This is a genomic window from Klebsiella sp. D-Nf1 (assembly GCF_002810515.1).
GTDB lineage: Bacteria > Pseudomonadota > Gammaproteobacteria > Enterobacterales > Enterobacteriaceae > Klebsiella > Klebsiella variicola.
Map to the genome: position 1 here is coordinate 45,461 of NZ_PIOK01000006.1, position 24,623 is coordinate 70,083.

The 24,623-nt window shown below is 58.0% G+C and carries 22 protein-coding genes and 1 pseudogene; 14 read left to right on the forward strand and 9 right to left on the reverse strand.

From position 1 onward, the window contains the following. The first annotated feature begins 113 nt into the window (after positions 1-113). A complete protein-coding gene (locus CWM54_RS21020) occupies positions 114-971 on the forward strand; it encodes a MurR/RpiR family transcriptional regulator (protein ID WP_004152190.1) in 858 nt (285 codons plus the stop codon). Between the two features lie 982 nt (positions 972-1,953). On the opposite strand, the gene iolB is transcribed toward CWM54_RS21020, so the two are convergent. Both iolB and CWM54_RS21030 read right to left on the reverse strand, forming a co-directional pair. Further along, the gene (iolB, locus tag CWM54_RS21025) at positions 1,954-2,763 is read right to left on the reverse strand and encodes a 5-deoxy-glucuronate isomerase (RefSeq protein WP_004177654.1); all 810 of its coding nucleotides are present in this window, start codon (positions 2,761-2,763) and stop codon (positions 1,954-1,956) included. A gap of 18 nt (positions 2,764-2,781) precedes the next feature. Continuing rightward, on the reverse strand, positions 2,782-4,287 hold the full coding sequence (locus CWM54_RS21030) for a CoA-acylating methylmalonate-semialdehyde dehydrogenase (protein WP_061155952.1): 1,506 nt from the start codon (positions 4,285-4,287) through the stop codon (positions 2,782-2,784). 351 nt (positions 4,288-4,638) lie between these two features. On the opposite strand from CWM54_RS21030, the gene CWM54_RS21035 reads away from it, so the two are divergent. Both CWM54_RS21035 and CWM54_RS21040 read left to right on the forward strand, forming a co-directional pair. After that, the gene (locus CWM54_RS21035) at positions 4,639-5,460 is read left to right on the forward strand and encodes a TIM barrel protein (protein ID WP_032731813.1); all 822 of its coding nucleotides are present in this window, start codon (positions 4,639-4,641) and stop codon (positions 5,458-5,460) included. 98 nt (positions 5,461-5,558) lie between these two features. Next, positions 5,559-7,061 (forward strand): annotated as a pseudogene (locus CWM54_RS21040) (helicase HerA-like C-terminal domain-containing protein). A 51-nt stretch (positions 7,062-7,112) separates the two neighbouring features. Here the strand turns inward: CWM54_RS21040 and lptG are convergent. Both lptG and lptF read right to left on the reverse strand, forming a co-directional pair. Continuing rightward, positions 7,113-8,195, reverse strand: a complete 1,083-nt coding sequence (lptG, locus tag CWM54_RS21045; RefSeq protein ID WP_008807120.1) for an LPS export ABC transporter permease LptG — start codon at positions 8,193-8,195, stop codon at positions 7,113-7,115. Next, entirely contained in the window at positions 8,195-9,292 is a 1,098-nt protein-coding gene (lptF, locus tag CWM54_RS21050; RefSeq protein ID WP_061155955.1) for an LPS export ABC transporter permease LptF, read from the reverse strand. The genes lptG and lptF overlap by 1 nt, the downstream gene beginning before the upstream one ends. 389 nt (positions 9,293-9,681) lie before the next feature. On the opposite strand from lptF, the gene pepA reads away from it, so the two are divergent. The 3 genes from pepA (at position 9,682) to CWM54_RS21070 (ending at position 14,613) form a co-directional block, all read left to right on the forward strand. Then, entirely contained in the window at positions 9,682-11,193 is a 1,512-nt protein-coding gene (gene pepA, locus CWM54_RS21060) for a leucyl aminopeptidase (protein WP_008807121.1), read from the forward strand. A 121-nt stretch (positions 11,194-11,314) separates the two neighbouring features. Then, a complete protein-coding gene (holC, locus tag CWM54_RS21065) occupies positions 11,315-11,758 on the forward strand; it encodes a DNA polymerase III subunit chi (RefSeq protein WP_008807122.1) in 444 nt (147 codons plus the stop codon). Continuing rightward, a complete protein-coding gene (locus tag CWM54_RS21070) occupies positions 11,758-14,613 on the forward strand; it encodes a valine--tRNA ligase (RefSeq protein ID WP_100698379.1) in 2,856 nt (951 codons plus the stop codon). The genes holC and CWM54_RS21070 overlap by 1 nt, the downstream gene beginning before the upstream one ends. 63 nt (positions 14,614-14,676) lie before the next feature. Here the strand turns inward: CWM54_RS21070 and CWM54_RS21075 are convergent, their stop codons facing one another. Continuing rightward, positions 14,677-15,870, reverse strand: a complete 1,194-nt coding sequence (locus tag CWM54_RS21075) for a YjgN family protein (protein ID WP_100698381.1) — start codon at positions 15,868-15,870, stop codon at positions 14,677-14,679. A 185-nt stretch (positions 15,871-16,055) separates the two neighbouring features. Here CWM54_RS21075 and CWM54_RS21080 point away from each other — a divergent pair, with 185 nt between their 5' ends. Beyond that, positions 16,056-16,559, forward strand: coding sequence for a GNAT family N-acetyltransferase (locus CWM54_RS21080; protein WP_061155958.1), 504 nt, complete (start codon positions 16,056-16,058; stop codon positions 16,557-16,559). Positions 16,560-16,817: 258 nt separating this feature from the next. On the opposite strand, the gene miaE is transcribed toward CWM54_RS21080, so the two are convergent. Together miaE and rraB are read right to left on the reverse strand one after the other, a co-directional pair. After that, positions 16,818-17,582 carry a tRNA isopentenyl-2-thiomethyl-A-37 hydroxylase MiaE gene (miaE, locus tag CWM54_RS21085; RefSeq protein WP_008807125.1) on the reverse strand — a complete coding sequence of 255 codons (765 nt, stop codon included), beginning with the start codon at positions 17,580-17,582 and terminating at the stop codon, positions 16,818-16,820. Positions 17,583-17,631: 49 nt separating this feature from the next. After that, on the reverse strand, positions 17,632-18,054 hold the full coding sequence (rraB, locus tag CWM54_RS21090; protein ID WP_008807126.1) for a ribonuclease E inhibitor RraB: 423 nt from the start codon (positions 18,052-18,054) through the stop codon (positions 17,632-17,634). A 98-nt stretch (positions 18,055-18,152) separates the two neighbouring features. Here rraB and argL point away from each other — a divergent pair, with 98 nt between their 5' ends. Further along, a complete protein-coding gene (argL, locus tag CWM54_RS29540; protein ID WP_370736902.1) occupies positions 18,153-18,248 on the forward strand; it encodes a putative translational regulatory protein ArgL in 96 nt (31 codons plus the stop codon). After that, entirely contained in the window at positions 18,218-19,222 is a 1,005-nt protein-coding gene (gene argF / locus CWM54_RS21095; RefSeq protein WP_100698383.1) for an ornithine carbamoyltransferase, read from the forward strand. The genes argL and argF overlap by 31 nt, the downstream gene beginning before the upstream one ends. A gap of 61 nt (positions 19,223-19,283) precedes the next feature. Here the strand turns inward: argF and CWM54_RS21100 are convergent, their stop codons facing one another. After that, a complete protein-coding gene (locus CWM54_RS21100) occupies positions 19,284-19,736 on the reverse strand; it encodes a YhcH/YjgK/YiaL family protein (protein ID WP_061155962.1) in 453 nt (150 codons plus the stop codon). Between the two features lie 194 nt (positions 19,737-19,930). On the opposite strand from CWM54_RS21100, the gene CWM54_RS21105 reads away from it, so the two are divergent. The 5 genes from CWM54_RS21105 (at position 19,931) to ridA (ending at position 22,022) form a co-directional block, all read left to right on the forward strand. Then, positions 19,931-20,035, forward strand: coding sequence for a pyrBI operon leader peptide (locus tag CWM54_RS21105; protein WP_012969080.1), 105 nt, complete (start codon positions 19,931-19,933; stop codon positions 20,033-20,035). After that, on the forward strand, positions 20,010-20,069 hold the full coding sequence (locus CWM54_RS29410) for a pyrBI operon leader peptide (RefSeq protein ID WP_227650304.1): 60 nt from the start codon (positions 20,010-20,012) through the stop codon (positions 20,067-20,069). The genes CWM54_RS21105 and CWM54_RS29410 overlap by 26 nt, the downstream gene beginning before the upstream one ends. Positions 20,070-20,071: 2 nt before the next feature. Further along, entirely contained in the window at positions 20,072-21,007 is a 936-nt protein-coding gene (gene pyrB / locus CWM54_RS21110) for an aspartate carbamoyltransferase (RefSeq protein ID WP_074387240.1), read from the forward strand. A gap of 14 nt (positions 21,008-21,021) precedes the next feature. Continuing rightward, positions 21,022-21,483 (forward strand): aspartate carbamoyltransferase regulatory subunit, encoded by a 462-nt coding sequence (gene pyrI, locus CWM54_RS21115; protein ID WP_061155964.1) that lies wholly within the window; start codon positions 21,022-21,024, stop codon positions 21,481-21,483. A gap of 152 nt (positions 21,484-21,635) precedes the next feature. Further along, positions 21,636-22,022: a 2-iminobutanoate/2-iminopropanoate deaminase gene (ridA, locus tag CWM54_RS21120; protein WP_061155965.1), complete on the forward strand. Its 387-nt coding sequence runs from the start codon at positions 21,636-21,638 to the stop codon at positions 22,020-22,022. 57 nt (positions 22,023-22,079) lie between these two features. On the opposite strand, the gene CWM54_RS21125 is transcribed toward ridA, so the two are convergent. Then, positions 22,080-24,473 carry a beta-N-acetylhexosaminidase gene (locus CWM54_RS21125; RefSeq protein WP_100698385.1) on the reverse strand — a complete coding sequence of 798 codons (2,394 nt, stop codon included), beginning with the start codon at positions 24,471-24,473 and terminating at the stop codon, positions 22,080-22,082. Positions 24,474-24,623 lie beyond the last annotated feature (150 nt).

Genomic DNA, 24,623 nt, shown 5'->3' on the forward strand with positions numbered 1-24,623 from the left:
GTTTTTCTGTTTCTTCGTGAAATGAATCGCGTATTTCGTCGCAATAAATGAAAAATTCGCTTCATTTGGTACACTGGAAGCCATATTCCTTCCATTTTCTCAGAGCGCACTCTATGGCCAATAACCCAACACAGCTGACCATCCTGCAGGATGAAATCAGGCGTCGCTACGATACATTAAGCAAACGCCTGAAACAGGTCGCCCGCTATATCCTTGATAACAGCAATAGCGTGGCTTTCGATACCGTGGCCTCCATTGCGCAACAGGCGGATGTTCCCCCTTCCACGTTGATTCGTTTTGCCAACGCCTTCGGCTTTAGCGGCTTTAACGAAATGAAACAGATGTTCAAGCAACATTTGATGGAAGAGACCGCCAACTATACCGAGCGCGCCCGTCTGTTCCGCCAGACCACCAGCGATGAGTCCAGCCCGCCGGAAACGCCGACGGAAATCCTCAATATGTTCACGATGGTGAACAACCAGGCCCTGCAGCAGCTGGCGATGCAGACCTCCAGCGATGATCTGGAGCGCGCGGTGGCCCTGCTGGGCGAAGCGGAAAATATTTACGTCATTGGCCTGCGCCGGTCGTTCAGCGTCGCCTCCTATCTGACCTATGCGCTGCGCCACCTCGATCGCAAAGCCTTTCTGATCGACGGCCTCGGCGGCATGTTCACCGAGCAGCTGAGTCTGGTCGGCCCGAAAGACGTGGTGGTGGCGGTGAGCTTCTCGCCGTACGCGCGGGAAGTGGTAGAGCTGGTGGAGCTGGGCGCACAGCGCAAAGCGCGGCAGATCGCGATTACCGACAGTCAGGTCAGCCCGCTGGCGGCCTTCAGCGATGTCTGCTTTGTGGTGCGTGAAGCGCAGGTAGATGGTTTCCGCTCGCAGGTTGCTTCCCTGTGTCTGGCCCAGACGCTGGCGGTTTCGCTGGCGCTGAACAGCAGTCAGGAGTCCGAGGCCAAGCAGAAGGCGTGAGATAAGCCGCCTGGCGTTAGTTGCCCGGCGGAGTTGTATAAGCCTGCGGGAGGATCTCGTAGGCCGGGCAAGGCGTGAGCCGCCGCCCGGCATAAAAGCAGCTCCGTGCCTGCGGTCATCGCCCGGCGGCGCTGCGCTTGCCGGGCCTGGGATATATGCGCCTGCGGGATGCCGTAGAGACTGTTATCGGTTTGCAACTTTCTCAGCCAGGCAAAAGCGTTTATCACGTGTAACTTCAGCGAAATTTGCGCTCCCGGTTAATCGTCTGCGTTATGTCACTCATGGCGCAGGGAGCGCACAGGGGGCGGCCATTCGCCGCCGCCCCCTGTACCCCCGGGCTCCGGCCAGCAAAATCGCCACTTCGTGGTGCCTTCGACTTATCCCTGCAGGCTTCGGGTCGGGCCGAGGCAGCGTCCCTGCAAAACACGGCCCTCAGCCCGCATCCATGCGGGCTGCCCCGGCCTTCCGGGAACGTCTCAGCGATTTTGAGGCCGCAACACCGGCAGTTTCAGTCGCACAAGTGGGTCAATCAACGGCAGGTCGCACGAACCGTAGGCCGGGCAAGGCGTGAGCCGCCGCCCGGCATAAAAGCAGCTCCGTGCCTGCGCTCATCGCCCGGCGGCGCTGCGCTTGCCGGGCCTACGGTATAGGAGCTTACGGGAGGATCCCGTAGGCCGGATAAGCGTAGCGCCATCCGGCACAAAGGCGGGTATGGTGCCGGAGGTTCCTGCCCGGCGGCGCTGCGCTTGCCGGGCCTACGGTATAGGGGCTTAGGGAGGATCCCGTAGGCCGGATAAGCGTAGCGCCATCCGGCACAAAGGCGGGTATGGCGCCCGAAGTGTCCTGCCCGGCGGCGATGCGCTTGCCGGGTCGGGGAGTGGGATTTCGCGGAGCGTTTCGCTAAAAAACACCCGCCGCCTTCAAACAAGAAGGCCGGTTAGCATCGCTAACCGGCCTTTTTTATCCGCTTCTGCAAAGCGCGTCAGTCGTGGCGCGGGTACTCCGGCGTGTTGATCCAGGCGTGGTCATCTTCCCAGGTGAACAACCATTTCCGATCCGGCCCGGCCATCACGTTCAGATAGTAGCTGTCATAACCGGCAATCGCCGCCACCGGATGGTAACCGCGCGGCACCATCACCACATCGTGGTTGTAGGGTGCCATGCAGGCGTCCAGGCTGCGGTCGTCGGTGTAGACCCGCTGGAAGGCAAAGCCCTGCGGCGGATCGAAGCGGTGGTAGTAGGTCTCTTCCAGCTGCGTCTCTTTGCCCGGCTGGGCGGTATCATGCTTATGCGACGGCCACGAACTGGTGGCCCCCTCGTCGGTGTACACCTCCACCACCAGCAGGCAGTCCGCCTCGGCGCTGTCCGGTAGAATATTATGCACCCGGCGCTGGTTGCGCCCTTTCCCGCGATGCTCTACACCGACGTCTTCCGGCCGAATGAGGCGTGCCGGGAAGCTGCCTTTGCCCGGCGCGCTGCATACCGCCAGCTCCAGATCGGAATCAGCGGTTACCTCGACTTTATCCTGCGGCGGCACGTAGACCGACCACGGCGGGGTGCGTTCAAACGGCGACATCCGTTTACCGAGATTCGGGAAATCGGCATGCTGCGTTTTCACCGACGCCAGCCCGGCGACCAGCACCAGGCACAGCTCGCGATCGCCGCTCTCCAGCGTCACGGTCTGCCCTTTTTTCAACATCCAGACATCAAAGCCGATATAGCGCCAACCGGCGCTTTGCGGCGTAATATGCTGGATCTGTCCCTCTTTTCGCGATTTAGCCAGTAACGACATGGCGCTCTCCTTCGCCGATTAACCTAATGTCGGCATGCTGAATTCAGATACGGTCTGCTGCCCTGCCGGCCAGCGTACGGTGGCGGTCTTCATGCGCGTGTAGAAGCGCACGCCGTCCGGCCCGTGGACGTTCAACGCGCCAAACACCGAGCGCTTCCATCCGCCGAAGCTGTGGAACGCCATCGGCACCGGGACCGGCACGTTCACCCCAACCATCCCCGCCTGCACGTCATGGACGAATTCACGCGCGGTGTGGCCGTTGCTGGTGAAGACGGCGCTGCCGTTGCCAAACTCATGGCTGTTGACCAGCTCAAGGGCGCTGTCATAGTCCGCCGCGCGTACAATTCCCAGCACCGGGCCAAAGATCTCTTCGCGCCAGATGGTCATCTCCGGGGTGACGTGATCGAACAGGGTGCCGCCGACATAATAGCCTGCGTCATAACCCGGCACGCGCAGTTTGCGGCCATCGACCACCAGTTTTGCCCCTTCGCTTTCGCCCTTATCAATATAGCCGAGCACTTTTTTCTGGTGGGTATCAGACACCACCGGTCCCATCTCGTTCTCTTCCTGGCCGCGCATGCAGCCCGGGCCCACTTTCAGCGCTTCCACCAGCGGCTTCAGGCGGGCGATCAGTTTGTCGGCGGTTTCATCTCCCACCGCCACCACCACCGGCAGCGCCATGCAGCGCTCGCCTGCGGAGCCAAAAGCGCCGCCCATAATGGCGTTAACGGTGGCGTCGAGATCGGCATCCGGCATCACAATCGCGTGGTTTTTGGCGGCGCCGAACGCCTGCACGCGCTTGCCGTGGGCGCTGGCGGTCTTATAGATATACTCCGCCACACCGGAGGAGCCGACGAAGCTCACCGCCGCAATACGCGGGTCAGTGTACAGCTGCTCGGCATCTTCATTGCTGCAGTGTACGACGTTAAACACGCCGTCCGGCAGACCGGCTTCTTTCAGCAGCTCTGCCAGACGCACGGCGGCCGTAGGCGCCAGCGCGGGCGGCTTGAGGATGAAGCTGTTGCCGCAGGCCAGCGCCAGCGGGAACATCCACATCGGCACCATCGCCGGGAAGTTGAACGGGGTGATCCCGGCCACCACGCCCAGCGGCTGCATCAGCGAGTAGCTGTCGACGCCGGTGCCGACGTCAGAGGAGTATTCGCCTTTAATCAGGTGCGGGATCCCGCAGGCGAATTCGACCACTTCCATGCCGCGGGTCAGCTCGCCCAGCGCATCCGACCACACCTTGCCGTGCTCACTGACGATGATCCCGGCCAGCTCTTCCACGTGCTGCTCCAGCAACATTTTGAAGTTGAACAGCACCCGGGCGCGGCGCAGCGGCGTAGTACGGGACCAGCTGTCAAACGCATCGCGAGCAACCTGAATCGCCTCAGAGACTTCCTGCGCGGTCGACACCGTGACTTCGCGCACCGCTTTGCCCGTCGCCGGATCGTACACCGGCATCGTTTCGTTGCTGCTGCTGATAACGGTTTTCCCGCCAATAAAGTTTCCTGTGATCGTCATGTTCTCGCCTCATAGTGAAGAGGGCCAGCGCACACCGGCCCGTCGCTGATTCTGCTGTGCTATAACCGTAGTAAAATGAAATTTATATTTCAACATTGTCGTGAAATGAAATTTCATTTTGGTGATAACAGTCGCATTTTGCGCCGACGGATTGCCTGTGCGCTTCCCGCATCACGCCTCGTTGCCTCTCGACGCCAGGCTTCCCGCCGCTGTCGCCCCCGTAGTCGGGGCCAGTGATATTTTGCGAGACAGCTCAAACATTCATCATTTCCATTCTTGCTAATTTTGGAATAAACGTTTTGACTGTTAGCCAATTGAACGAACCTCCCCCTCTTCCGTCAGGAGTGTCCTATGGCCATCGCAATGCAACGTTTTTGTATCAACCGCAAAATCGCGCCAGCGCTCAGCATTGAAGCGTTTTTCCGTCTGGTGAACCGTCTGGGCCTGAACAAGGTTGAGCTACGCAACGATTTACCCAGCGGAAAAGTGACCGACGATCTGAGCCATCAGCAGGTGCGCGAGCTGGCGGCGCGCTACCACATCGAGATCCTGACGATTAACGCGGTCTACCCCTTTAACCGTCGTAGCGAAGAGGTGCGGCAGCTGACCGAATCGCTGCTGAAAGAGGCCCAGGCCATCGGCGCCAAATCGCTGGTGCTCTGTCCGCTTAACGACGGCAGCGAAGTGCCGGCCAGCGAAACCCTGAGCGCCCTGCGCGATCTGTCGCCGCTATTTGCGTTCTATGGCATCCATGGCCTGGTGGAGCCGCTGGGCTTCCCGCAAAGCTCGCTGCGCTCTGCGCACCAGGCGCAGACGCTGATCCATGACGCCCGCGTGCCGTTTAAGCTGCTGATCGACACCTTCCATCACCATCTCTACCCGCAGGCGGCGGACGAGTTCAGCCAGGTGGAGGTGGCGGACATCGGTCTGGTGCACCTTTCCGGGGTGGACGATACCCGTCCGCGCGAGCAGCTCACCGATGCCGAGCGCATCATGCTAACCCCGCAGGATCGTCTCGGCACCTGCGAGCAGGTTAAAGCGCTGGAAGCCCGCGGCTATCAAGGGGTATACGCTTTTGAGCCCTTCGCGCCCGAACTGGCGCAGTGGAGCGAAACGGATATCGAGCGCGAAATTGAGCAGAGCATCGCGCTTATCCAGCGCCACTGCGCCTGAAGACTGCTCTGCACAGCGTGCGCGGCACGTGACAATTTCCCCAACGCCGGACGACGAGGTTGCCTATAATCGTCGCAGGATAAATGGAGGAATCGATCATGAGCTCACCCTTGTTGATTGCGCGCACGCTGGATAACGCGCTGTATTTGCTGCCCGCGATGGCCAACCGCCATGGGCTTATCACCGGTGCGACCGGCACCGGTAAAACCGTCACCCTGCAAAAGCTGGCTGAGTCGTTCTCGGAGATTGGCGTGCCGGTATTTATGGCGGACGTCAAGGGCGACCTGACCGGCATTGCCGCCGCGGGGCAGAGCTCAGAGAAACTGCAGGCGCGGCTGGAGAAGATCGGCGTCAGCGACTGGGAGCCGCATGCCAACCCGGTGGTACTCTGGGATATCTTTGGCGAGAAGGGCCACCCGGTTCGGGCGACGGTCTCCGATCTTGGCCCCCTGCTGCTGGCGCGCCTGCTCAATCTCAACGAGGTGCAGAGCGGTGTGCTGAACATTATTTTCCGCATCGCGGACGACCGCGGCCTGCTGCTGCTCGACTTCAAAGACCTCCGCGCGATCACCCAGTTTATTGGCGACAACGCCAAATCGTTCCAGAACCAGTAAGGCAATATCAGCAGCGCCTCGGTCGGCGCCATCCAGCGCGGGCTGTTGACCCTGGAGCAGCAGGGTGCCGAACACTTCTTCGGCGAACCGATGCTGGATATTGCCGACTGGATGCGCGTCGATGCCAGCGGTAAAGGGGTGATCAATATCCTCAGCGCCGAAAAGCTCTACCAGATGCCGAAGCTGTACGCCGCCAGCCTGCTGTGGATGCTTTCCGAGCTCTACGAGCGTCTGCCGGAGGCGGGCGATCTCGAAAAACCCAAACTGGTGTTCTTCTTCGATGAAGCGCATCTGCTGTTCAACGACGCGCCGCAGGTACTGCTGGATAAAATCGAACAGGTGATCCGCCTTATCCGCTCCAAGGGTATCGGCGTCTATTTCGTCTCGCAGAACCCGGCGGATATTCCCGACGCCGTGCTCGGCCAGCTGGGCAACCGCGTGCAGCATGCCCTGCGCGCCTTTACGCCAAAGGACCAGAAGGCGGTGAAAACCGCCGCCCAGACCATGCGCGCCAATCCGGCCTTCAGTACCGAACAGGCGATCCAGGAGCTGGGTACCGGCGAGGCGCTGATCTCCTTCCTCGATGAAAAAGGCAGCCCGCCGGTGGTCGAGCGGGCGATGGTTATCGCCCCCTGCTCGCGGATGGGGCCGGTCAGCGATGACGAGCGCAATGGCCTGCTGAATCACTCGCCGCTGTACGGCAAGTATGAGGAGGAGGTGGACCGCGAGTCGGCCTTTGAGATGCTGCAGCGAGGGGTGCAGGTCGCCACCGGGCAGCAGTCGGCCCCGCCGGCGAAGGGTCAGCAAAGCGGTGATGACGATGGACTGCTCGGCGGCCTGAAAGATATTCTGTTCGGCAGCACCGGTCCGCGCGGCGGTAAACGCGACGGTATCGTGCAGACGGCAGCGAAAAGCGCGGTTCGCCAGGTCACCAATCAGATCGTCCGCGGCATGCTGGGCAGCCTGCTGGGCGGACGCAAGCGCTAAAAAAAAGCCCCCTCATCGTTGAGGGGGCTTATACGTTCCGGGCTTAACCCGCTAGGCCTTGCGCATCATCAGCCAGAGGCTTATCAGGAAGAAGCTGGCGCTCGGCAACAGCGCGCCGATGATCGGCGGTATGCCATATACCAGGGTCAGCGGGCCGAAAATCTGGTCCAGCACGTAGAAGATAAAGCCGAAGCTAATCCCCGTCACCACCCGCACGCCCATCGGCACGCTACGCAGCGGGCCAAAGATAAACGACAGCGCCATCAGCATCATCACCGCCACCGACAGCGGCTGGAAGATTTTGCTCCACATATTGAGCTGATAGCGTCCCGGATCCTGGCCGCTGGACTTCAGGTATTTCACATAGTTGTGCAGACCGCTGATCGACAGCGCATCCGGATCCAGGGCAACCACGCCGAGCTTATCCGGCGTCAGGTTCGTTTTCCAGGTGCCGCTCACCATCTGCGACCCGGTCACCTGCTTTGGATCGGTCAGGTTGGATTCATCCACCTGCGACAGGCGCCACACTTTATTTTCACTATCGAACTTTGCCGAGGCGGCATAGCGTACCGACTCTAAACGACGCTCCGGGTTGAAGGCATAAATACTAACGCCCCCCAGCTCATCGTTGCCTTTCACACGTTCGATATAGACAAAGTTGTGGCCATCTTTCGCCCACAGCCCTTGCTGAGTCGACAGCAGCGAACCGCCGTACATCTGCTGGGCGCGGTAGTTGCGCGCCATCTGTTCACCCTGGGGCGCCACCCACTCACCGATCGCCATGGTCAGCAGCACCAGCGGGATCGCGGTCTTCATTACCGCCAGCGCCACCTGCAGCCGGGTGAAACCGGATGCCTGCATCACCACCAGCTCGCTGCGCTGGGCCAGCATCCCCAGCCCCAGCAACGCGCCAAGCAGCGCCGCCATCGGGAAGAAGATCTGGATATCCTTCGGCACGCTGAGGATGGTGTAGAGACCAGCGCCCAGCGCATCGTAACTGCCCTGCCCGGACTTTTTCAGCTGATCGACAAACTTGATAATGCCGGAGAGCGACACCAGCATGAACAGGGTCATCATGATGGTGTTGAAAATCGTCTTACCGATATAACGGTCAAGTACGCCAAACGCCTGCATCAGGCCGCTCCTTTATTAAAACGGGCACGGAAGCGGCGCATCGGCACCGTATCCCACAGGTTTAACAGCACCGCCAGCGCAAAATAGAGCAGGTTAATCGCCCACATCCAGATAGCCGGGTCCATTTTGCCTTTGCCGCCGTTCGACTTAATCGACGTTTGCAGCAGGAAAAACACCAGATAGAGCAGCATCGCCGGCAGCATCGACAGCACGCGGCCCTGACGCGGGTTCACCACGCTGAGCGGCACGACCATCAGCGCCATAATGAAGACGGTCGCCACCAGCGTGAAGCGCCAGTGCAGCTCGGCGCGCGCGCGGTCGGTGTGGGTTTGCCACAGGGTGCGCATATCCATCTGTTCGGTATTGTCCGGATCGGAGGTCACCGCCTGGTGGCCGATGATAGCCTGATAGTTATTGAAGTCGGTGATGCGGAAATCTCGCAGCATCGCCGTGCCTTCAAAGCGGGTGCCCTTGTTGAGGGTCACCACCTGCGAACCGTCTTTCTGCTGCGACAGTTCGCCAGAATCCGCGACCACCACGGAGGGGCGCGCATTGCCTTTCGGACGCAGCTGGGCAAGGAAGACGTCATGGAAGCGACTGCCGTTGACGCTCTCGATAAACATCACCGCGTTACCATCGCTGGCCTGCTGGAACTGGCCCTGGGCCAGCGCCGCCATGCCGGGGTTGGCTTTGGCTTCCGCCAGCACTTCGTCCTGATGGCGCGACGACCACGGCCCCGCCCACATGACGTTGACCGCCGCCACCGCGCCGGTGAACAGCGCGAGGATCATCGCCGCCTTGATCAGCACGGCTTTGCTCAGGCCGCAGGCGTGCATCACCGTAATTTCACTTTCGGTATAGAGTTTGCCCAAGGTCATTAGCAGGCCAAGGAACAAACTTAACGGCAGGATAAGCTGCGCCATCTCCGGGATGCCGAGCCCCAACAGCGAGAGCACCAGATTGGTTGGGATATCGCCATCCACCGCAGCGCCGAGGATCCTGACTAATTTCTGGCAAAAGAAAATCAGTAACAGGATGAATAGGATCGCCAACTGGCTTTTCAGCGTCTCACGAACCAGATATCTTATGATTATCACTATAAATACGCCCGTAAAAACCCGTTTTATTGCAGGAAAATTGCTTGTTTCATGGCTTAAACGTCATTTATTCTCTTTGGTCGTTGAAAACATCGCTAAGATTAAATGACTCATCGGTTCTGCATGTCAGGATCTTTTCTGACGAACCCAGGCCTTAATAACGTTAAGATTAACACGAAGTCACCGCAACAGCGGACATGAGTTACGAAAGCTTGCAATTATATACTCAATGGATTTCGAGTTGTAAGAAGGCAGCAGGGCTGTGACCCCTGGCGCGCGCGTTATGCCCGCATCAGGTAAGCAGGCGCAGCCGGCGCATCTGCAACTTGAAAGGCGACGAGTATAGCCGTAGCCACCACTGTTGTCTTTAAGATTCAGGAGCATAGTGCATGGAGTTCAGTGTAAAAAGCGGTAGCCCGGAGAAGCAACGGAGCGCCTGTATCGTGGTCGGCGTCTTTGAACCACGTCGCCTCTCCCCCATCGCCGAACAACTCGATAAAATCAGCGACGGCTACATCAGCGCCCTGCTACGTCGCGGCGAGCTGGAAGGCAAACCTGGCCAGACGTTATTGCTGCACCATGTGCCAAACATTCTGTCTGAGCGCATTCTGCTGATTGGCTGCGGTAAAGAGCGCGAGCTGGATGAGCGTCAGTATAAGCAGGTCATCCAGAAAACCATCAACACCCTGAATGATACCGGCTCAATGGAAGCGGTCTGCTTCCTGACCGAGCTGCACGTCAAGGGCCGCAACAACTACTGGAAAGTTCGCCAGGCCGTTGAAACTGCCAAAGAGACGCTGTACAGCTTCGATCAGCTGAAGACCAACAAAAGCGAGCCGCGTCGCCCGCTGCGTAAAATGGTCTTTAACGTGCCGACCCGTCGCGAGCTCACCAGCGGCGAGCGCGCCATTCAGCATGGCCTGGCGATCGCCGCCGGCATCAAAGCGGCGAAAGATCTTGGCAACATGCCGCCGAACATCTGTAACGCCGCCTATCTGGCTTCCCAGGCGCGTCAGCTGGCTGACACCTACAGCAAGAACGTCATCACCCGCGTGATCGGCGAACAGCAGATGCGCGAGCTGGGGATGAACTCCTATCTCGCCGTCGGCAATGGTTCGCAGAACGAGTCACTGATGTCGGTCATCGAGTATAAAGGCAACCCGTCTGAGGACGCGCGCCCTATCGTGCTGGTTGGTAAAGGCCTGACCTTCGACTCCGGCGGTATCTCCATCAAGCCTGCCGAAGGCATGGACGAGATGAAGTACGACATGTGCGGCGCCGCGGCGGTGTACGGCGTGATGCGGATGGTTGCCGAGCTGCAGCTGCCGCTGAACGTCATCGGCGTGCTGGCGGGCTGTGAAAACATGCCTGGCGGTCGCGCCTATCGTCCGGGCGACGTTCTGACCACCATGTCCGGCCAGACGGTGGAAGTACTGAACACCGACGCCGAAGGCCGCCTGGTGCTGTGCGACGTGCTGACCTACGTCGAGCGCTTCGAGCCGGAAGCGGTTATCGACGTCGCAACGCTGACTGGCGCCTGCGTGATTGCCCTCGGCCATCACATCACCGGCCTGATGTCGAACCATAACCCGCTGGCTCATGAACTGATCGGCGCCTCCGAACTGGCGGGCGACCGCGCCTGGCGTCTGCCGCTGGCCGACGAGTTCCAGGATCAGCTGGAATCCAACTTTGCCGATATGGCGAACATCGGCGGCCGTCCTGGCGGCGCCATTACCGCTGGCTGCTTCCTGTCGCGCTTTACCCGTAAGTACAACTGGGCGCACCTCGACATCGCCGGTACCGCCTGGCGTTCCGGCAAGGCCAAAGGCGCCACGGGTCGTCCGGTCGCCCTGCTGTCGCAGTTCCTGCTCAATCGTGCGGGTTTTAACGGCGAAGAGTGATTGCCGTCTGATGCCCGGTGGCGCTACGCTTACCGGGCCTACGGAAAGATGCCGTTTGTAGGCCGGGTAAGCGTAGCGCCACCCGGCTTTGCATTTAAATCCACGACAAGAAGCCCCATATATGAAGAATGCAACGTTCTACCTTCTGGACAACGAAAACACCGTCGAAGGCCTGAGCGCCGTCGAGCAGCTGGTGTGTGACATTGCCGCAGAACGTTGGCGCAACGGCAAGCGCGTCCTGATCGCCTGTGAAGATGAGCAGCAGGCTATTCGCCTCGACGAGGCGCTGTGGTCGCGGCCGCCGGAGAGCTTTGTGCCGCATAATCTGGCGGGCGAAGGCCCGAGAGGCGGCGCACCGGTGGAGATTGCCTGGCCGCAGAAACGCAACAGCAGCCCGCGGGACATTCTGATCAGTCTGCGGCTTAACTTTGCAGATTTTGCCACCGCTTTCACAGAAGTGATAGACTTTGTCCCTTACGAAGAAAATCTGAAACAACTGGCGCGCGAACGCTATAAGGCGTACCGCATGGCTGGTTTCAACCTGAACACGGCAACCTGGAAATAATGGAAAAGACATACAACCCACAAGATATCGAACAGCCGCTTTACGAGCACTGGGAAAAGCAGGGCTATTTCAAACCGAATGGTGATGAAAGCCAGGAGAGCTTCTGCATCATGATCCCGCCGCCGAACGTCACCGGCAGTTTGCATATGGGTCATGCCTTCCAGCAAACCATCATGGATACCATGATTCGCTACCAGCGCATGCAGGGCAAAAACACCCTGTGGCAGGCCGGTACCGACCACGCGGGTATCGCCACCCAGATGGTGGTTGAGCGTAAGATTGCCGCGGAAGAAGGGAAAACCCGTCACGACTACGGCCGCGATGCCTTCATCGACAAAATCTGGCAGTGGAAAGCGGAATCCGGCGGCACCATTACCCGTCAGATGCGCCGCCTCGGTAACTCCGTGGACTGGGAGCGCGAGCGCTTCACCATGGACGAGGGGCTTTCCAATGCCGTGAAAGAAGTCTTTGTTCGCCTGTACAAAGAAGACCTGATCTACCGCGGTAAACGCCTGGTTAACTGGGACCCGAAACTGCGCACCGCCATTTCCGACCTCGAAGTGGAGAACCGCGAATCGAAAGGTTCCATGTGGCACATCCGCTACCCGCTGGCCGATGGCGCGAAAACCGCTGACGGTAAAGATTACCTGGTGGTCGCCACCACCCGTCCGGAAACCCTGCTGGGAGATACCGGCGTGGCCGTTAACCCGGAAGATCCGCGTTACAAAGATCTGATTGGTAAATTCGTGGTGCTGCCGCTGGTTAACCGTCGCATCCCGATCGTGGGCGACGAACACGCCGACATGGAAAAAGGCACCGGCTGCGTGAAGATCACCCCGGCGCACGACTTTAACGACTACGAAGTGGGTCGTCGTCATCAGCTGCCGATGATCAACATCCTGACCTTTGACGGCGACATCCGCGAAAGCGCGGAAGTCTACGACACCAAAGGTAACGAATCCGACGTCTACTCCAGCGAGATCCCGGCGGAGTTCCAGAAACTGGAACGCTTCGCGGCGCGTAAAGCCGTTGTTGCGGCGGTTGACGCCCTCGGCCTGCTGGAAGAGATTAAACCGCACGACCTGACCGTCCCTTACGGCGATCGCGGCGGCGTGGTTATCGAACCGATGCTGACCGACCAGTGGTACGTGCGCGCGGACGTGCTGGCCAAGCCGGCGGTAGAAGCCGTTGAGAATGGCGACATTCAGTTCGTGCCGAAGCAGTACGAAAACATGTACTTCTCCTGGATGCGCGATATTCAGGACTGGTGTATCTCCCGTCAGCTGTGGTGGGGTCACCGTATCCCGGCATGGTATGACAACGACGGCAACGTCTACGTGGGCCGTACTGAAGACGAAGTGCGTCAGGAAAACAACCTGAGCGCCGACGTTGCCCTGCGTCAGGATGAAGACGTTCTCGATACCTGGTTCTCCTCCGCGCTGTGGACCTTCTCCACTCTCGGCTGGCCGGAAAACACCGACGCCCTGCGTCAGTTCCACCCGACCAGCGTGATGGTGTCCGGCTTCGACATCATCTTCTTCTGGATCGCCCGCATGATCATGATGACCATGCACTTCATCAAAGATGAAAACGGCAAGCCGCAGGTACCGTTTAAGACCGTCTACATGACCGGTCTGATCCGCGATGACGAAGGCCAGAAGATGTCCAAATCCAAGGGTAACGTTATCGACCCGCTGGATATGGTTGACGGCATTACCCTGCCGGAGCTGCTGGAGAAACGTACCGGCAACATGATGCAGCCGCAGCTGGCGGAGAAAATCCGTAAGCGCACCGAGAAACAGTTCCCGAACGGCATTGAGCCGCACGGCACCGACGCCCTGCGTTTCACCCTGGCAGCGCTGGCCTCTACCGGCCGCGACATCAACTGGGATATGAAGCGTCTGGAAGGTTACCGTAACTTCTGTAACAAGCTGTGGAACGCCAGCCGCTTCGTACTGATGAATACCGAAGATCAGGATTGTGGCTTCAACGGCGGCGAAATGGTGCTCTCCCTGGCCGACCGCTGGATCCTCGCGGAATTCAACCACACCGTGAAAGCGTATCGCGAAGCGCTGGATAACTTCCGCTTCGATATCGCCGCCGGCATCCTGTACGAGTTCACCTGGAACCAGTTCTGCGACTGGTACCTGGAACTGACCAAGCCGGTGATGAACGGTGGCAGCGAAGCGGAGCTGCGCGGGACGCGTCATACGCTGGTGACCGTGCTGGAAGGTCTGCTGCGCCTGGCGCATCCGATCATTCCGTTCATCACCGAGACCATCTGGCAGCGCGTGAAAGCGATCTGCGGTATCACCGCCGATACCATCATGCTGCAGCCGTTCCCGCAGTACGATGCTTCTCAGGTCGATGACGCGGCGCTGACCGACACCGAATGGCTGAAACAGGCGATCGTCGCCGTGCGTAACATCCGTGCGGAAATGAACATCGCCCCGGGCAAACCGCTGGAACTGCTGCTGCGCGGCTGCAGCAAAGAGGCCGAGCGTCGTGTGAACGACAACCGCAGCTTCCTGCTGAACCTGGCGCGTCTGGAAAGCATTACCGTGCTGCCTGCCGATGATAAAGGTCCGGTCTCTGTGACCAAGATTATCGACGGCGCCGAGCTGCTGATCCCGATGGCGGGCCTCATCAATAAAGAAGATGAGCTGGCGCGTCTGGCGAAAGAAGTGGCCAAAATCGAAGGTGAAATTGGCCGCATCGAAAGCAAGCTGTCCAACGAAGGCTTTGTCGCTCGCGCGCCGGAAGCGGTGATCGCTAAAGAGCGCGAGAAGCTGGAAGGCTACGCGGAAGCGAAAGCGAAGCTGATTGAGCAGCAGGCGGTGATCGCCGCGCTGTAATTGCTCGCGGCTGTAATTGCTCGCGATAGAAAAAAGGCCGGAGCTTGCTCCGGCCTTTTTACATTACAGGAACGGCAGCATCGGAAAAAAACCGCCGCACAGTTTGTCAGATACCGTCGGCTGCGGTGGCGCCGCCGGCTGCAGATCGAGCGAATCGAGCTCACCGACCATCGTCGTGTTTTCAGCAATATAGCGTAGCAAATCAATCTTAAACCAGGGATAGGCCAGCCCCAGCGTCAGCGGTGTGAGAAACGTCAACGCCAGTAAACGCGGAGCAAGACCGAAAAACGTCAGGGTGGAACGAAAATGAACGCTGTCCCCCAGCACCAGGTTATTCATCGCGTGATTACGTAAAGCCACACGAAGGTATGCCATGGATAACACGATACCGATAGTGAGGAATACATATCCCCCTAATACCGCCCCAAGATGCCGCAATGCCATAAACAGTGCCGAACCTTCACTGCACAGACCAAACATACAGCCCGTCAGCAGTTGAGCGAATGCGGAAAATAAAAAACCAATAAAAATGACGATAAACGGCAACAAAATCGCCGTTGCCCATAAAAAAATCACCACACAACGCTTAGTACTCACATAAATATTAAATTTATTTTTGCCTAAGGTTGCGCCTTTGCCGATGAGATCAAGCCAGTGGCTGTAAACCACACCGCTGGTTATCGCCATAATAACCAGCGCCAGCAAAAACAGCACAACGATCCCCAGCAGCATGCTATTTAGGCCATTGTAAAAGAGACGACTCCCCAGCATGGCGAACACCACCGCCGTTAGCACGTATATCAGCAAGGGTAAGCCGAGCATAATCCACCATCCGCGCAGCAGATGACACTGAACCCCAAAGCGAATATTCGCGAAAGAGGTCATGGTGCCATGGTAGCTTAACCCCTTAATTATCATTACCGGCAGCAGGATAAGAAATGCCAGCGTCTCCATCCCTTCACTACCGGGAGAGAAAATGGCAAGCGCTAAGCTGAGTAAAACCAGCACGACAAATATCAACAGCCAGCTGAGTAAAATCGTGATACCGCGCCCGTGATAGGCAAAGCGGGCGCCATTAACCTCCATATTCTCACAAAGATAACGGCGACTCCGTACCCATGCCCATGGAATAAATAACCCACAAGTAATTACAGAAAAAATAACATTAACCAGACAAATAATAAAATAGCGCCCGGTCTGACCATGAAAAACAAAAGAATGGCCAGAACGCTGCAATTGTCCTGAAATCATACTCATAAAAAAGTCGTCCTTGTACTTTAAACCATATATAAAAATAATAAATAATGCGCATCGGCATTAAGCGAGCAGAATATATTATTTTGAATTTTCCCGGCAATACATTTCACGCGCACCTTGCGCCTGTAAACGAATAATGGTATTAAAGAAATGTATGGTTATTTAAGCTAAAATTGAGTGATTCTATGAATCTTGCCGCGCCACAGACCTTTACTTTACGCCGTATCGCGGTACAGGATAACGCTGCGATAGCGGCCGTCATCCGCCAGGTATCGGCAGAATATGGCCTGACCGCCGATAAAGGCTATACGGTCGCCGACCCGAATCTCGATGAACTGTATGAGCTGTACAGCCAGCCGGGCTCTGCCTATTGGGTGGTGGAGAAAGAGGGTGAAGTGGTTGGCGGCGGTGGCGTCGCGCCGCTCGCCTGCAGCGAGCCGGATATCTGCGAGCTGCAGAAAATGTATTTTATGACCAGCGTCCGCGGCCAGGGACTAGCGAAGAAGCTGGCGCTGTTGGCGTTGGACTATGCCCGCGAGCAGGGGTTTAAACGCTGCTATCTGGAAACCACCGCCTTCCTGACGGAAGCGATCGGCTTATATGAACATCTCGGCTTCGAGCACATTGACGGGCCGCTGGGTTGCACCGGCCACGTTGACTGTGAAGTGCGGATGCTTAAAACGCTGTAACGCCTCGATATCGCAGGCGTCCCCGGTAGCGCTACGCTTACCGGGGCTACAGTTCGGTAGCCCGGCTAAGCGTAGCGCAAGCCGGGGGGATGTCCCGTGCTCGCGGTGCCGTTTTTTTGTCGGGTGGCGGCTAACGCCTTACCCGACCTACGGGCCCATACCATTGCGAGCTGAAGCTCTCAACGCTCTCTCTCCCCATGGCTACTGAAACTGCCGGTGTTAGTGGCTACCGGGGCTACAGGGCCCGAATACCGAGGGTTACGCCGCTACCGGCACACCGCTGTGAAAGCGGAACTCGGCCTCCGGCCTGAGGATCAGCGCCGCTTCCGCCTCGCCAAGCTGGCGCACCCGCTCGCTGATATCGTCTCCGGCAATCTTCTGCGCCAGATCCAGATAGTCCTGATAGTGACGCGCCTCGGAGCGCAGCAGCGACAGATAAAACTTCTGCAGATCGTCATCCAGCCACGGCGCCAGCGCCGCAAAGCGTTCGCAGGAGCGGGCCTCGATATAAGCGCCGCAGATCAACTTATCGATCAGCATCACCGGCTCGTGCGAACGCACCTCCCGCCGCATGCCGCGGGCATAGTTGCTGGCGGTGATTTTGACGTAGGGGATATCGCGCGCCAGCATCATCTCCCGCACCTGCCAGAAGTGATGTAGCTCCTCTTTAATCAGCAAAATCATGCTGTCCAGCAACTGGCGGCCCCACGGGTCGTCGGTCTGCGGCATGGCGCTTTTGTTGATCCGCTTATGCAGGGCGACAAAATCCGGCTCCGGCCCCCAGCGGTAGGTGAAGTCTTCATACGGCTTCAGGCAGGCCAGCAGCTCGTCGGCGTCGGCTTTATCAGCCACGTAGCGACGCACCAGCAGCATGGCGTTCTGCGCCGCTTTCAGTTCGCACACCATATGGTCGGTCAACAGCAGCGGCAGGTTTTCCGGCTTGCGGGCTTCGTCAATCCACGCCTGCGGCGTCGGGCAATGCAGGAAATTGATAATCGGGGAGAGTATCTGCGGGTAATCCATGGAGGTTCCTTGCTATACGGCGGCAGGCGCCGCCGTATCCATCTGCGACTTAGTGACGAACACCATCGTCGTCTTCATCGACAAAATCTTCGTCATCGTCGCCGTCTTCTTCACCGTTCGGGTCCTCATAGTAGGTGCCCCAACCGTCATACTCGACGTCATATTTTTCTGCCAGCGTCATCAGCTGTTCCACCTGGGCATCGATCAGGTCTGCATTCAGCGCGCATTCGCTCAGAATATCGCAGCAGATGACCATGTCACCCTCTTCCACTTCCAGCTCTTCGGGCTCGGTCACTTCATAGCCCAGCTTGAACGCTTCCACCGCCACTTTCTCCAGGGTTTCGAAATCGTCTGCAGAGAGGTGATGCTCAATCGTGTACAGTGCGTCCGGATCGCTGCCATCCTCCAGCAGCTCTTCGATAATCAGACGCGTCTCTTCACGCTGTTCTTCCAGGTGTTCCGGGTTTGCCATGGCTCGTTCCTCATAATGTGCGGCAGTTGTCCCTATTGTCACATACCGCCGTCATTGCCTCCACTTCTCAGTGAAAGATTTCGATCACAGACTTGCAAATGAATATTCATACATATAAATTGAATTTTAATTCAATTAGTGGCCTATGCCAGGTGAGGGAACCATGTCTGCGTTTTACCAGAAGCATTTTTTAAAGTTACTCGATTTTACGCCTGCAGAAATCACCGTCCTGCTCGAGCTGGCGGCAAAGCTCAAAGCCGATAAGAAAAACGGTATCGAAGTCCAGAAACTGACAGGGAAAAACATCGCGCTCATCTTCGAAAAAGACTCAACCCGTACACGATGCTCTTTCGAAGTTGCCGCATACGATCAAGGCGCCCGCGTGACCTATCTGGGGCCAAGCGGCAGCCAGATTGGCCATAAAGAGTCGATCAAAGATACCGCCCGCGTGCTCGGACGGATGTACGATGGCATTCAGTATCGCGGCCACGGCCAGGAGGTGGTGGAGACGCTGGCGCAATACGCCGGCGTGCCGGTATGGAACGGCCTTACTAACGAGTTCCACCCTACCCAGCTGTTGGCGGATCTGCTGACCATGAAAGAGCACCTGCCGGGCAAAGCCTTTAACCAGATGACGCTGGTCTACGCCGGCGATGCGCGCAACAACATGGGCAATTCGATGCTCGAAGCCGCAGCGCTGACCGGTCTGGATCTGCGCCTGGTAGCGCCATCTGCCTGCTGGCCGGAGTCTCAGCTGGTGGAGACCTGTACGGCACTGGCCAAACAGCAGGGTGGCAACATCACCCTGACGGAAGATATCGCCGCGGGGGTGAAAGGCGCCGATTTTATCTATACCGACGTCTGGGTATCGATGGGCGAGGCGAAGGAAAAATGGGCCGAACGTATCGCCCTGCTGCGCGATTATCAGGTTAACAGTGCGATGCTGACGCTGACCGGCAATCCGCAGGTCAAGTTCCTCCACTGCCTGCCAGCATTCCATGACGACCAGACCACGCTGGGTAAACAGATGGCCGCCGATTACGGCCTGCACGGCGGCATGGAAGTGACTGACGAGGTGTTTGAGTCGGCGGCGAGCGTGGTGTTTGACCAGGCGGAAAACCGGATGCATACCATCAAAGCGGTGATGGTGGCGACGCTGGGCAAGTAGCCCCTCGCTGGCGGTCAAATCCCGGATGGCACGGCGCTTATCCGGGATTCGGCTCACCATTTTACGCCATCAACATCTTCACTACCGCTTTGCGCACCTTCGCCGGGGCGCCTACGGCGCACAGCGGTTTATGCACTTCACCGGGATAAAACACCACAAAATCCCCTTCGTTGAGGATCACCGTTTTCTCCTGCTGGCCTTCGGCAAGAAAAGCGATGTCTTTCTCCGCCAGCCAGTCGGTCTGTGGTTCTCCCGCCGGTAAGGCACTGAAAGTCATCCCCTCAATGCCGCGGAGCACAATCTGGATATCGAGATAGCGGGCATGATATTCCGCCCGGCGCGCGGCCTGCGGCTCAGTGGTGTCTTCGGAAATCAGATAAAACAGGTTATTGCCGTCGATATCGTGTTTACCCAGCGGCGTCGCCTCGTTGACATGGGCGATGACGTGCTCAATGGCCTCGCGCAGCGCGGCAGGCAGCCATGGCTGCAGATGGTGGATATTGCCAATAATCATCACTTACCTCGAATATAAAACAGCATTTCATTTTACTGTTTTATACCCCCATTGCCACTGCCATACCAGTACAGTTTCACGGTTCTTTGCGCTGGCGCACTTTTCTGCAGGCAAACGATTACCTGTTTGTGAATGAATCGCTTGATCGTCATAACGGTCTGCGTATAATGCCAGTCGTTTTGCCGGGAGGAAGCATGGCCAATTGCGTACGACATTCTGTCTTAGCGCGTCTGAACGCAGACGCTGGCCTGGCGTTTTTCTTTCCGTTGCTCATTGGATTCCCGAAGCCCCTTATTTAAGGGGCTTTTTTTTTGCCCAGGCGTCAGGAGATAAGCATGGCTAACCCGCTATATCAAAAACATATCATTTCCATAAACGATCTCAGCCGCGAAGACCTCGAACTGGTGCTGGCGACTGCGGCAAAGCTGAAAGCCAATCCGCAACCCGAGCTGCTGAAGCATAAGGTTATCGCCAGCTGTTTCTTTGAAGCCTCGACTCGTACCCGTCTCTCTTTTGAAACCTCGATGCACCGTCTGGGTGCCAGCGTGGTCGGCTTTTCTGACAGCGCCAACACCTCGCTGGGCAAAAAAGGGGAAACCCTGGCGGATACCATCTCCGTCATCAGCACCTACGTTGACGCCATCGTGATGCGCCATCCGCAGGAGGGCGCCGCGCGCCTGGCGACCGAATTTTCCGGCGGCGTGCCGGTGCTGAACGCCGGCGACGGCGCCAATCAGCATCCGACCCAGACCCTGCTCGATCTGTTCACTATTCAGGAGACCCAGGGACGCCTCGAGAACCTCAACGTGGCGATGGTCGGCGATCTGAAATATGGCCGTACCGTGCACTCCCTGACCCAGGCGCTGGCGAAATTCAGCGGCAACCGCTTCTACTTCATCGCCCCGGACGCGCTGGCCATGCCGCAGTACATCCTCGATATGCTGGATGAAAAAGGTATCGCCTGGAGCGTGCATAGCGCCATCGACGATGTGATGGCGGAAGTGGATATTCTGTACATGACCCGCGTGCAGAAAGAGCGTCTGGATCCGTCGGAATACGCCAACGTGAAAGCGCAGTTCGTCCTGCGCGCCGCCGACCTCGAAGGGGCGCGCACCAATATGAAAGTGCTGCACCCGCTGCCGCGCATTGACGAAATCACCACCGATGTCGATAAAACGCCGCACGCCTGGTACTTCCAGCAGGCCGGCAATGGCATCTTCGCCCGCCAGGCGTTACTGGCACTGGTACTGAATAGCGAGCTGGCACTGTAAGGGGGAAATGAGAGATGACACACGACAATAAACTGCAAGTAGAAGCCATTAAACGCGGCACCGTGATTGACCATATCCCGGCGCAGGTCGGCTTTAAGCTGCTCACCCTGTTCAAACTGACCGAAACCGACCAGCGTATCACCATCGGCCTGAACCTGCCCTCCGGTGAGATGGGCCGTAAAGATTTAATTAAAATCGAAAATACCTTCCTCACCGACGAGCAGGTCAACCAGCTGGCGCTGTACGCCCCGCAGGCGACAGTAAACCGCATTGATGAGTACGAAGTAGTGGGCAAATCCCGCCCGAGCCTGCCGGATCGCATCAACAGCGTGCTGGTCTGCCCGAACAGCAACTGTATCAGCCATGCTGAACCGGTTTCTTCCAGTTTTGCAGTGAAAAAACGCGCCGATGATATCGCACTCAAATGCAAATACTGTGAAAAAGAGTTTTCTCATTATGTGGTGCTGGCCAACTAAATGCGGTTGGTATTGGTGGTAGGCCTCCCTATAATGGCTACCACCCTACGCTTCGTCCTTCAGGCGGCGTCTGCGCCGGCGGCACAGCGCTTACCCTCTGGCGGCAACCTGAATGATTTTGCGTAACATTACTCAGTTCATCTGGAGATAACATGAGCAAAACTATTGCGACGGAAAATGCACCAGCAGCAATTGGCCCATACGTTCAGGGCGTTGACCTGGGCAGCATGATCATCACCTCTGGCCAGATCCCGGTCGACCCGAAAACCGGCAGCGTCCCGGAAGACGTGTCCGCGCAGGCGCGCCAGTCGCTGAACAACGTGAAAGCGATCGTTGAAGCCGCAGGCCTGACCGTCGGCGACATCGTCAAGACCACTGTTTTCGTGAAAGATCTCAACGATTTCGCTACCGTTAACGCCACCTACGAAGCGTTCTTCACCGAGCATAATGCCACCTTCCCGGCGCGCTCCTGCGTGGAAGTCGCACGTCTGCCGAAAGACGTGAAGATCGAGATCGAAGCCATCGCGATCCGTCGCTAATCGCTTCACTGCCCTCACCCCAGGCGCTTGCGTCATCCACGGGGTGGGGGAATTACCCTATTTTATCTTCGTTGCCCGCAACAGTTTCTCCAGCGGATAGACCGCCGCAATCACCAGTTCATCCTGGGTTTTCGCCGCACTATCCAGTTGCGCCTGAATGGAGGCGTACTCTTTATCGTCCAGCGTTCCCTGTCGTACCACCAGATCGGTCAAGCGCAGTCCCAGACTCGCCAGCTTATCAACCTGCTGCACAACGGGTTTCATCGCTGCCAGCTGATAGTTGCCGTCGGTCAGCGCCAGCGCATCGCCACTGTTGTTCTGCCAGCGGGTAAAGACGTGGCGCAGCGCATCAGCGCTCTCAGTATCCTCGGCATCGCTGATCAGCCGCTCCGCCCACTGATTCAGGCTGCGTACAGTATCGCTCTCCGCCGGTAGCGCATCGGCCAGCCGGTTAAGCGGTTCGAATTGATGATAATTGCTCGCCTGGAACTTCAGGTGCTGGCGGGTGTAATAGTGCGCTGGCTCCAGCGCCTCGGCGAGGATCTGCAGCGCCAGCGTATGGCCGCTGTTCGCCAGCCGGGTGAACTGCTCCAGTTGCTGGGCATGTTGCTGCAAGCCGACGGAGACCGTTGACCAGCTATCCATCGCCTGCAGGCGCTGATACATATTGTCGCTGTCTTTCACGTCCTCGGCCGACCAGAGCCTCTCCGCCACCGCAAAAGCCCGCGGCCACAGCTTGATGTCGATCACCGGCGCGGCGACGTTCTCCGCCCACAGCGCCGCCTCACCGCCGAGCAGATTCTTCTGTTGCTGCGCGTCGGGCAGCGTCGGCTGAATGCCCTCCGGCACGGCGTCCAGCCGCTTGCCGTCAACCGGATAGCGCGTGTTGCCGAGGAGGAAGTAGCCGCCGAGCGTGTCGTCGTTAATGGTCAGCACCGGGCGGGTTTCCCCCATCCAGGTATCGACGCGGAATGTCACCTGATTGTCGCCGAGCCATTCGATATCCTGCACCGCGCGGCGTGATTTACCTTTAAAATCAATAAATCCGCGCCAGCCGCTATCGCCTTTTACCAGCGTAAAGCTGCCCTCTACCGCGCTGCCCTTCAGGCGCGGCATCGAAAACTGCCAGCTCTGAGCGCTGTCGCTATCAGTTATCGTATCCACACCGTTGAGCCCCTGCGGAATAATTTCATTACGATAGTGATAAGCGGTGTACTGCGGCTGATCGAGATAAAAACCGGTGGAGAGAATGCCGCGATAGCCGTGTTTAGCGACTTCGCCTAATGCGTCCTGCCCCTGCCACGACTGGATCAGAATGCTCTTCAGCAAATCAGGATGGTAAATCTCATCCCAGCCGACCATCTGCCGGTGATGTTTTTCGAGTAGCGTCTCCAGCCGCCGGTTGAAGTACGCCTGCAGCGCGTGGCTGTCCGCCAGCCCCTTCTCTTTGAGGAATTTCTGGATGGCCGGATTGGCGCGCCACTGGCTGTCATCCACTTCATCGCCGCCAATATGCAGATACGGATCGGGGAAGATAGCCGTCAGTTCGCTGACCATCGCCTCGGCAAAGGCGTAGGTCGCTTCTTTCGTCGGATCGAGTACCGGTTTCAGCACGCCCCAGTGGCGCTCCATCGCGTAAGGCCCCGGCGCGCTCATCAGTTCCGGATAAGCCACGGCGATCGCCGAGGCGTGTCCCGGCATATCGATTTCCGGCACCACGCGAATACCGCGTTCGGCGGCGTAACGCACAATGTCTTTCATCTGCGCCTGGGTATAAAACAGGCCGTCGCTGGCCTGCTGCTGCAGCTTCGGATAGCGGCTGGAGGCGAAACGCCAGCCCTGATCGTCGGTCAGATGCCAGTGCAGCACGTTAAGCTTTGCCGCCGCCATACCGTCAATCTGCCGTTTGATCACCGGCAGCGGCATAAAGTGACGGGCGGAATCCAGCAGCAGTCCACGCCACGGAAAGCGCGGCGCATCATCAATAGTGACGTAAGGAATAGTGGTGCCGTCAGGGCCGTTTTGCACCAGCTGCAGCAACGTTTCCATGCCGCGCAGCGCGCCAAAACGCGTATTCGCTTTCAGGGTCGCGCCCTCAGCGTTAACCACGAGCTGATAGCTTTCGTCGCTATCCGGCTGCGGCAGGAAAGGGACTTTCTTACTGACGATCACGTTAATGGTTGGACTTTTTGCCGGCGCCATCTGCGGCTGCAGCGTCCAGCCCGTTTGCCGCGCAAGGCGTTCTCGCCAGCGGTTAGCCGTCTCGCCCAGATCGTCGCCGCTGACGTTGAGCGTTAGCTGATTATTTAGCGCCAGCGCCCCCTGCGCCTGCGGGCGCTCCACATGGGCGGGCCACGGCATCAGCGGCAGATCGCCGGCCGGGGCGGCAAGCGCCATGCTGCTCAGTACTATTCCGCTGGTCAGCAGACTGTAACGCACGGTGTTAAGCATCAATGTTCCTTTTTATGACGGGCCAAAAAAAAGCAAAACATTGGGTTAACATGCGCACAAAATTGCGTCAACACATGGCGATGACGGACTTCACAACTTGATGAGATTTAAGAGAAATACCGGTAAGCCCCTCTGCCGAACGGCAAAGGG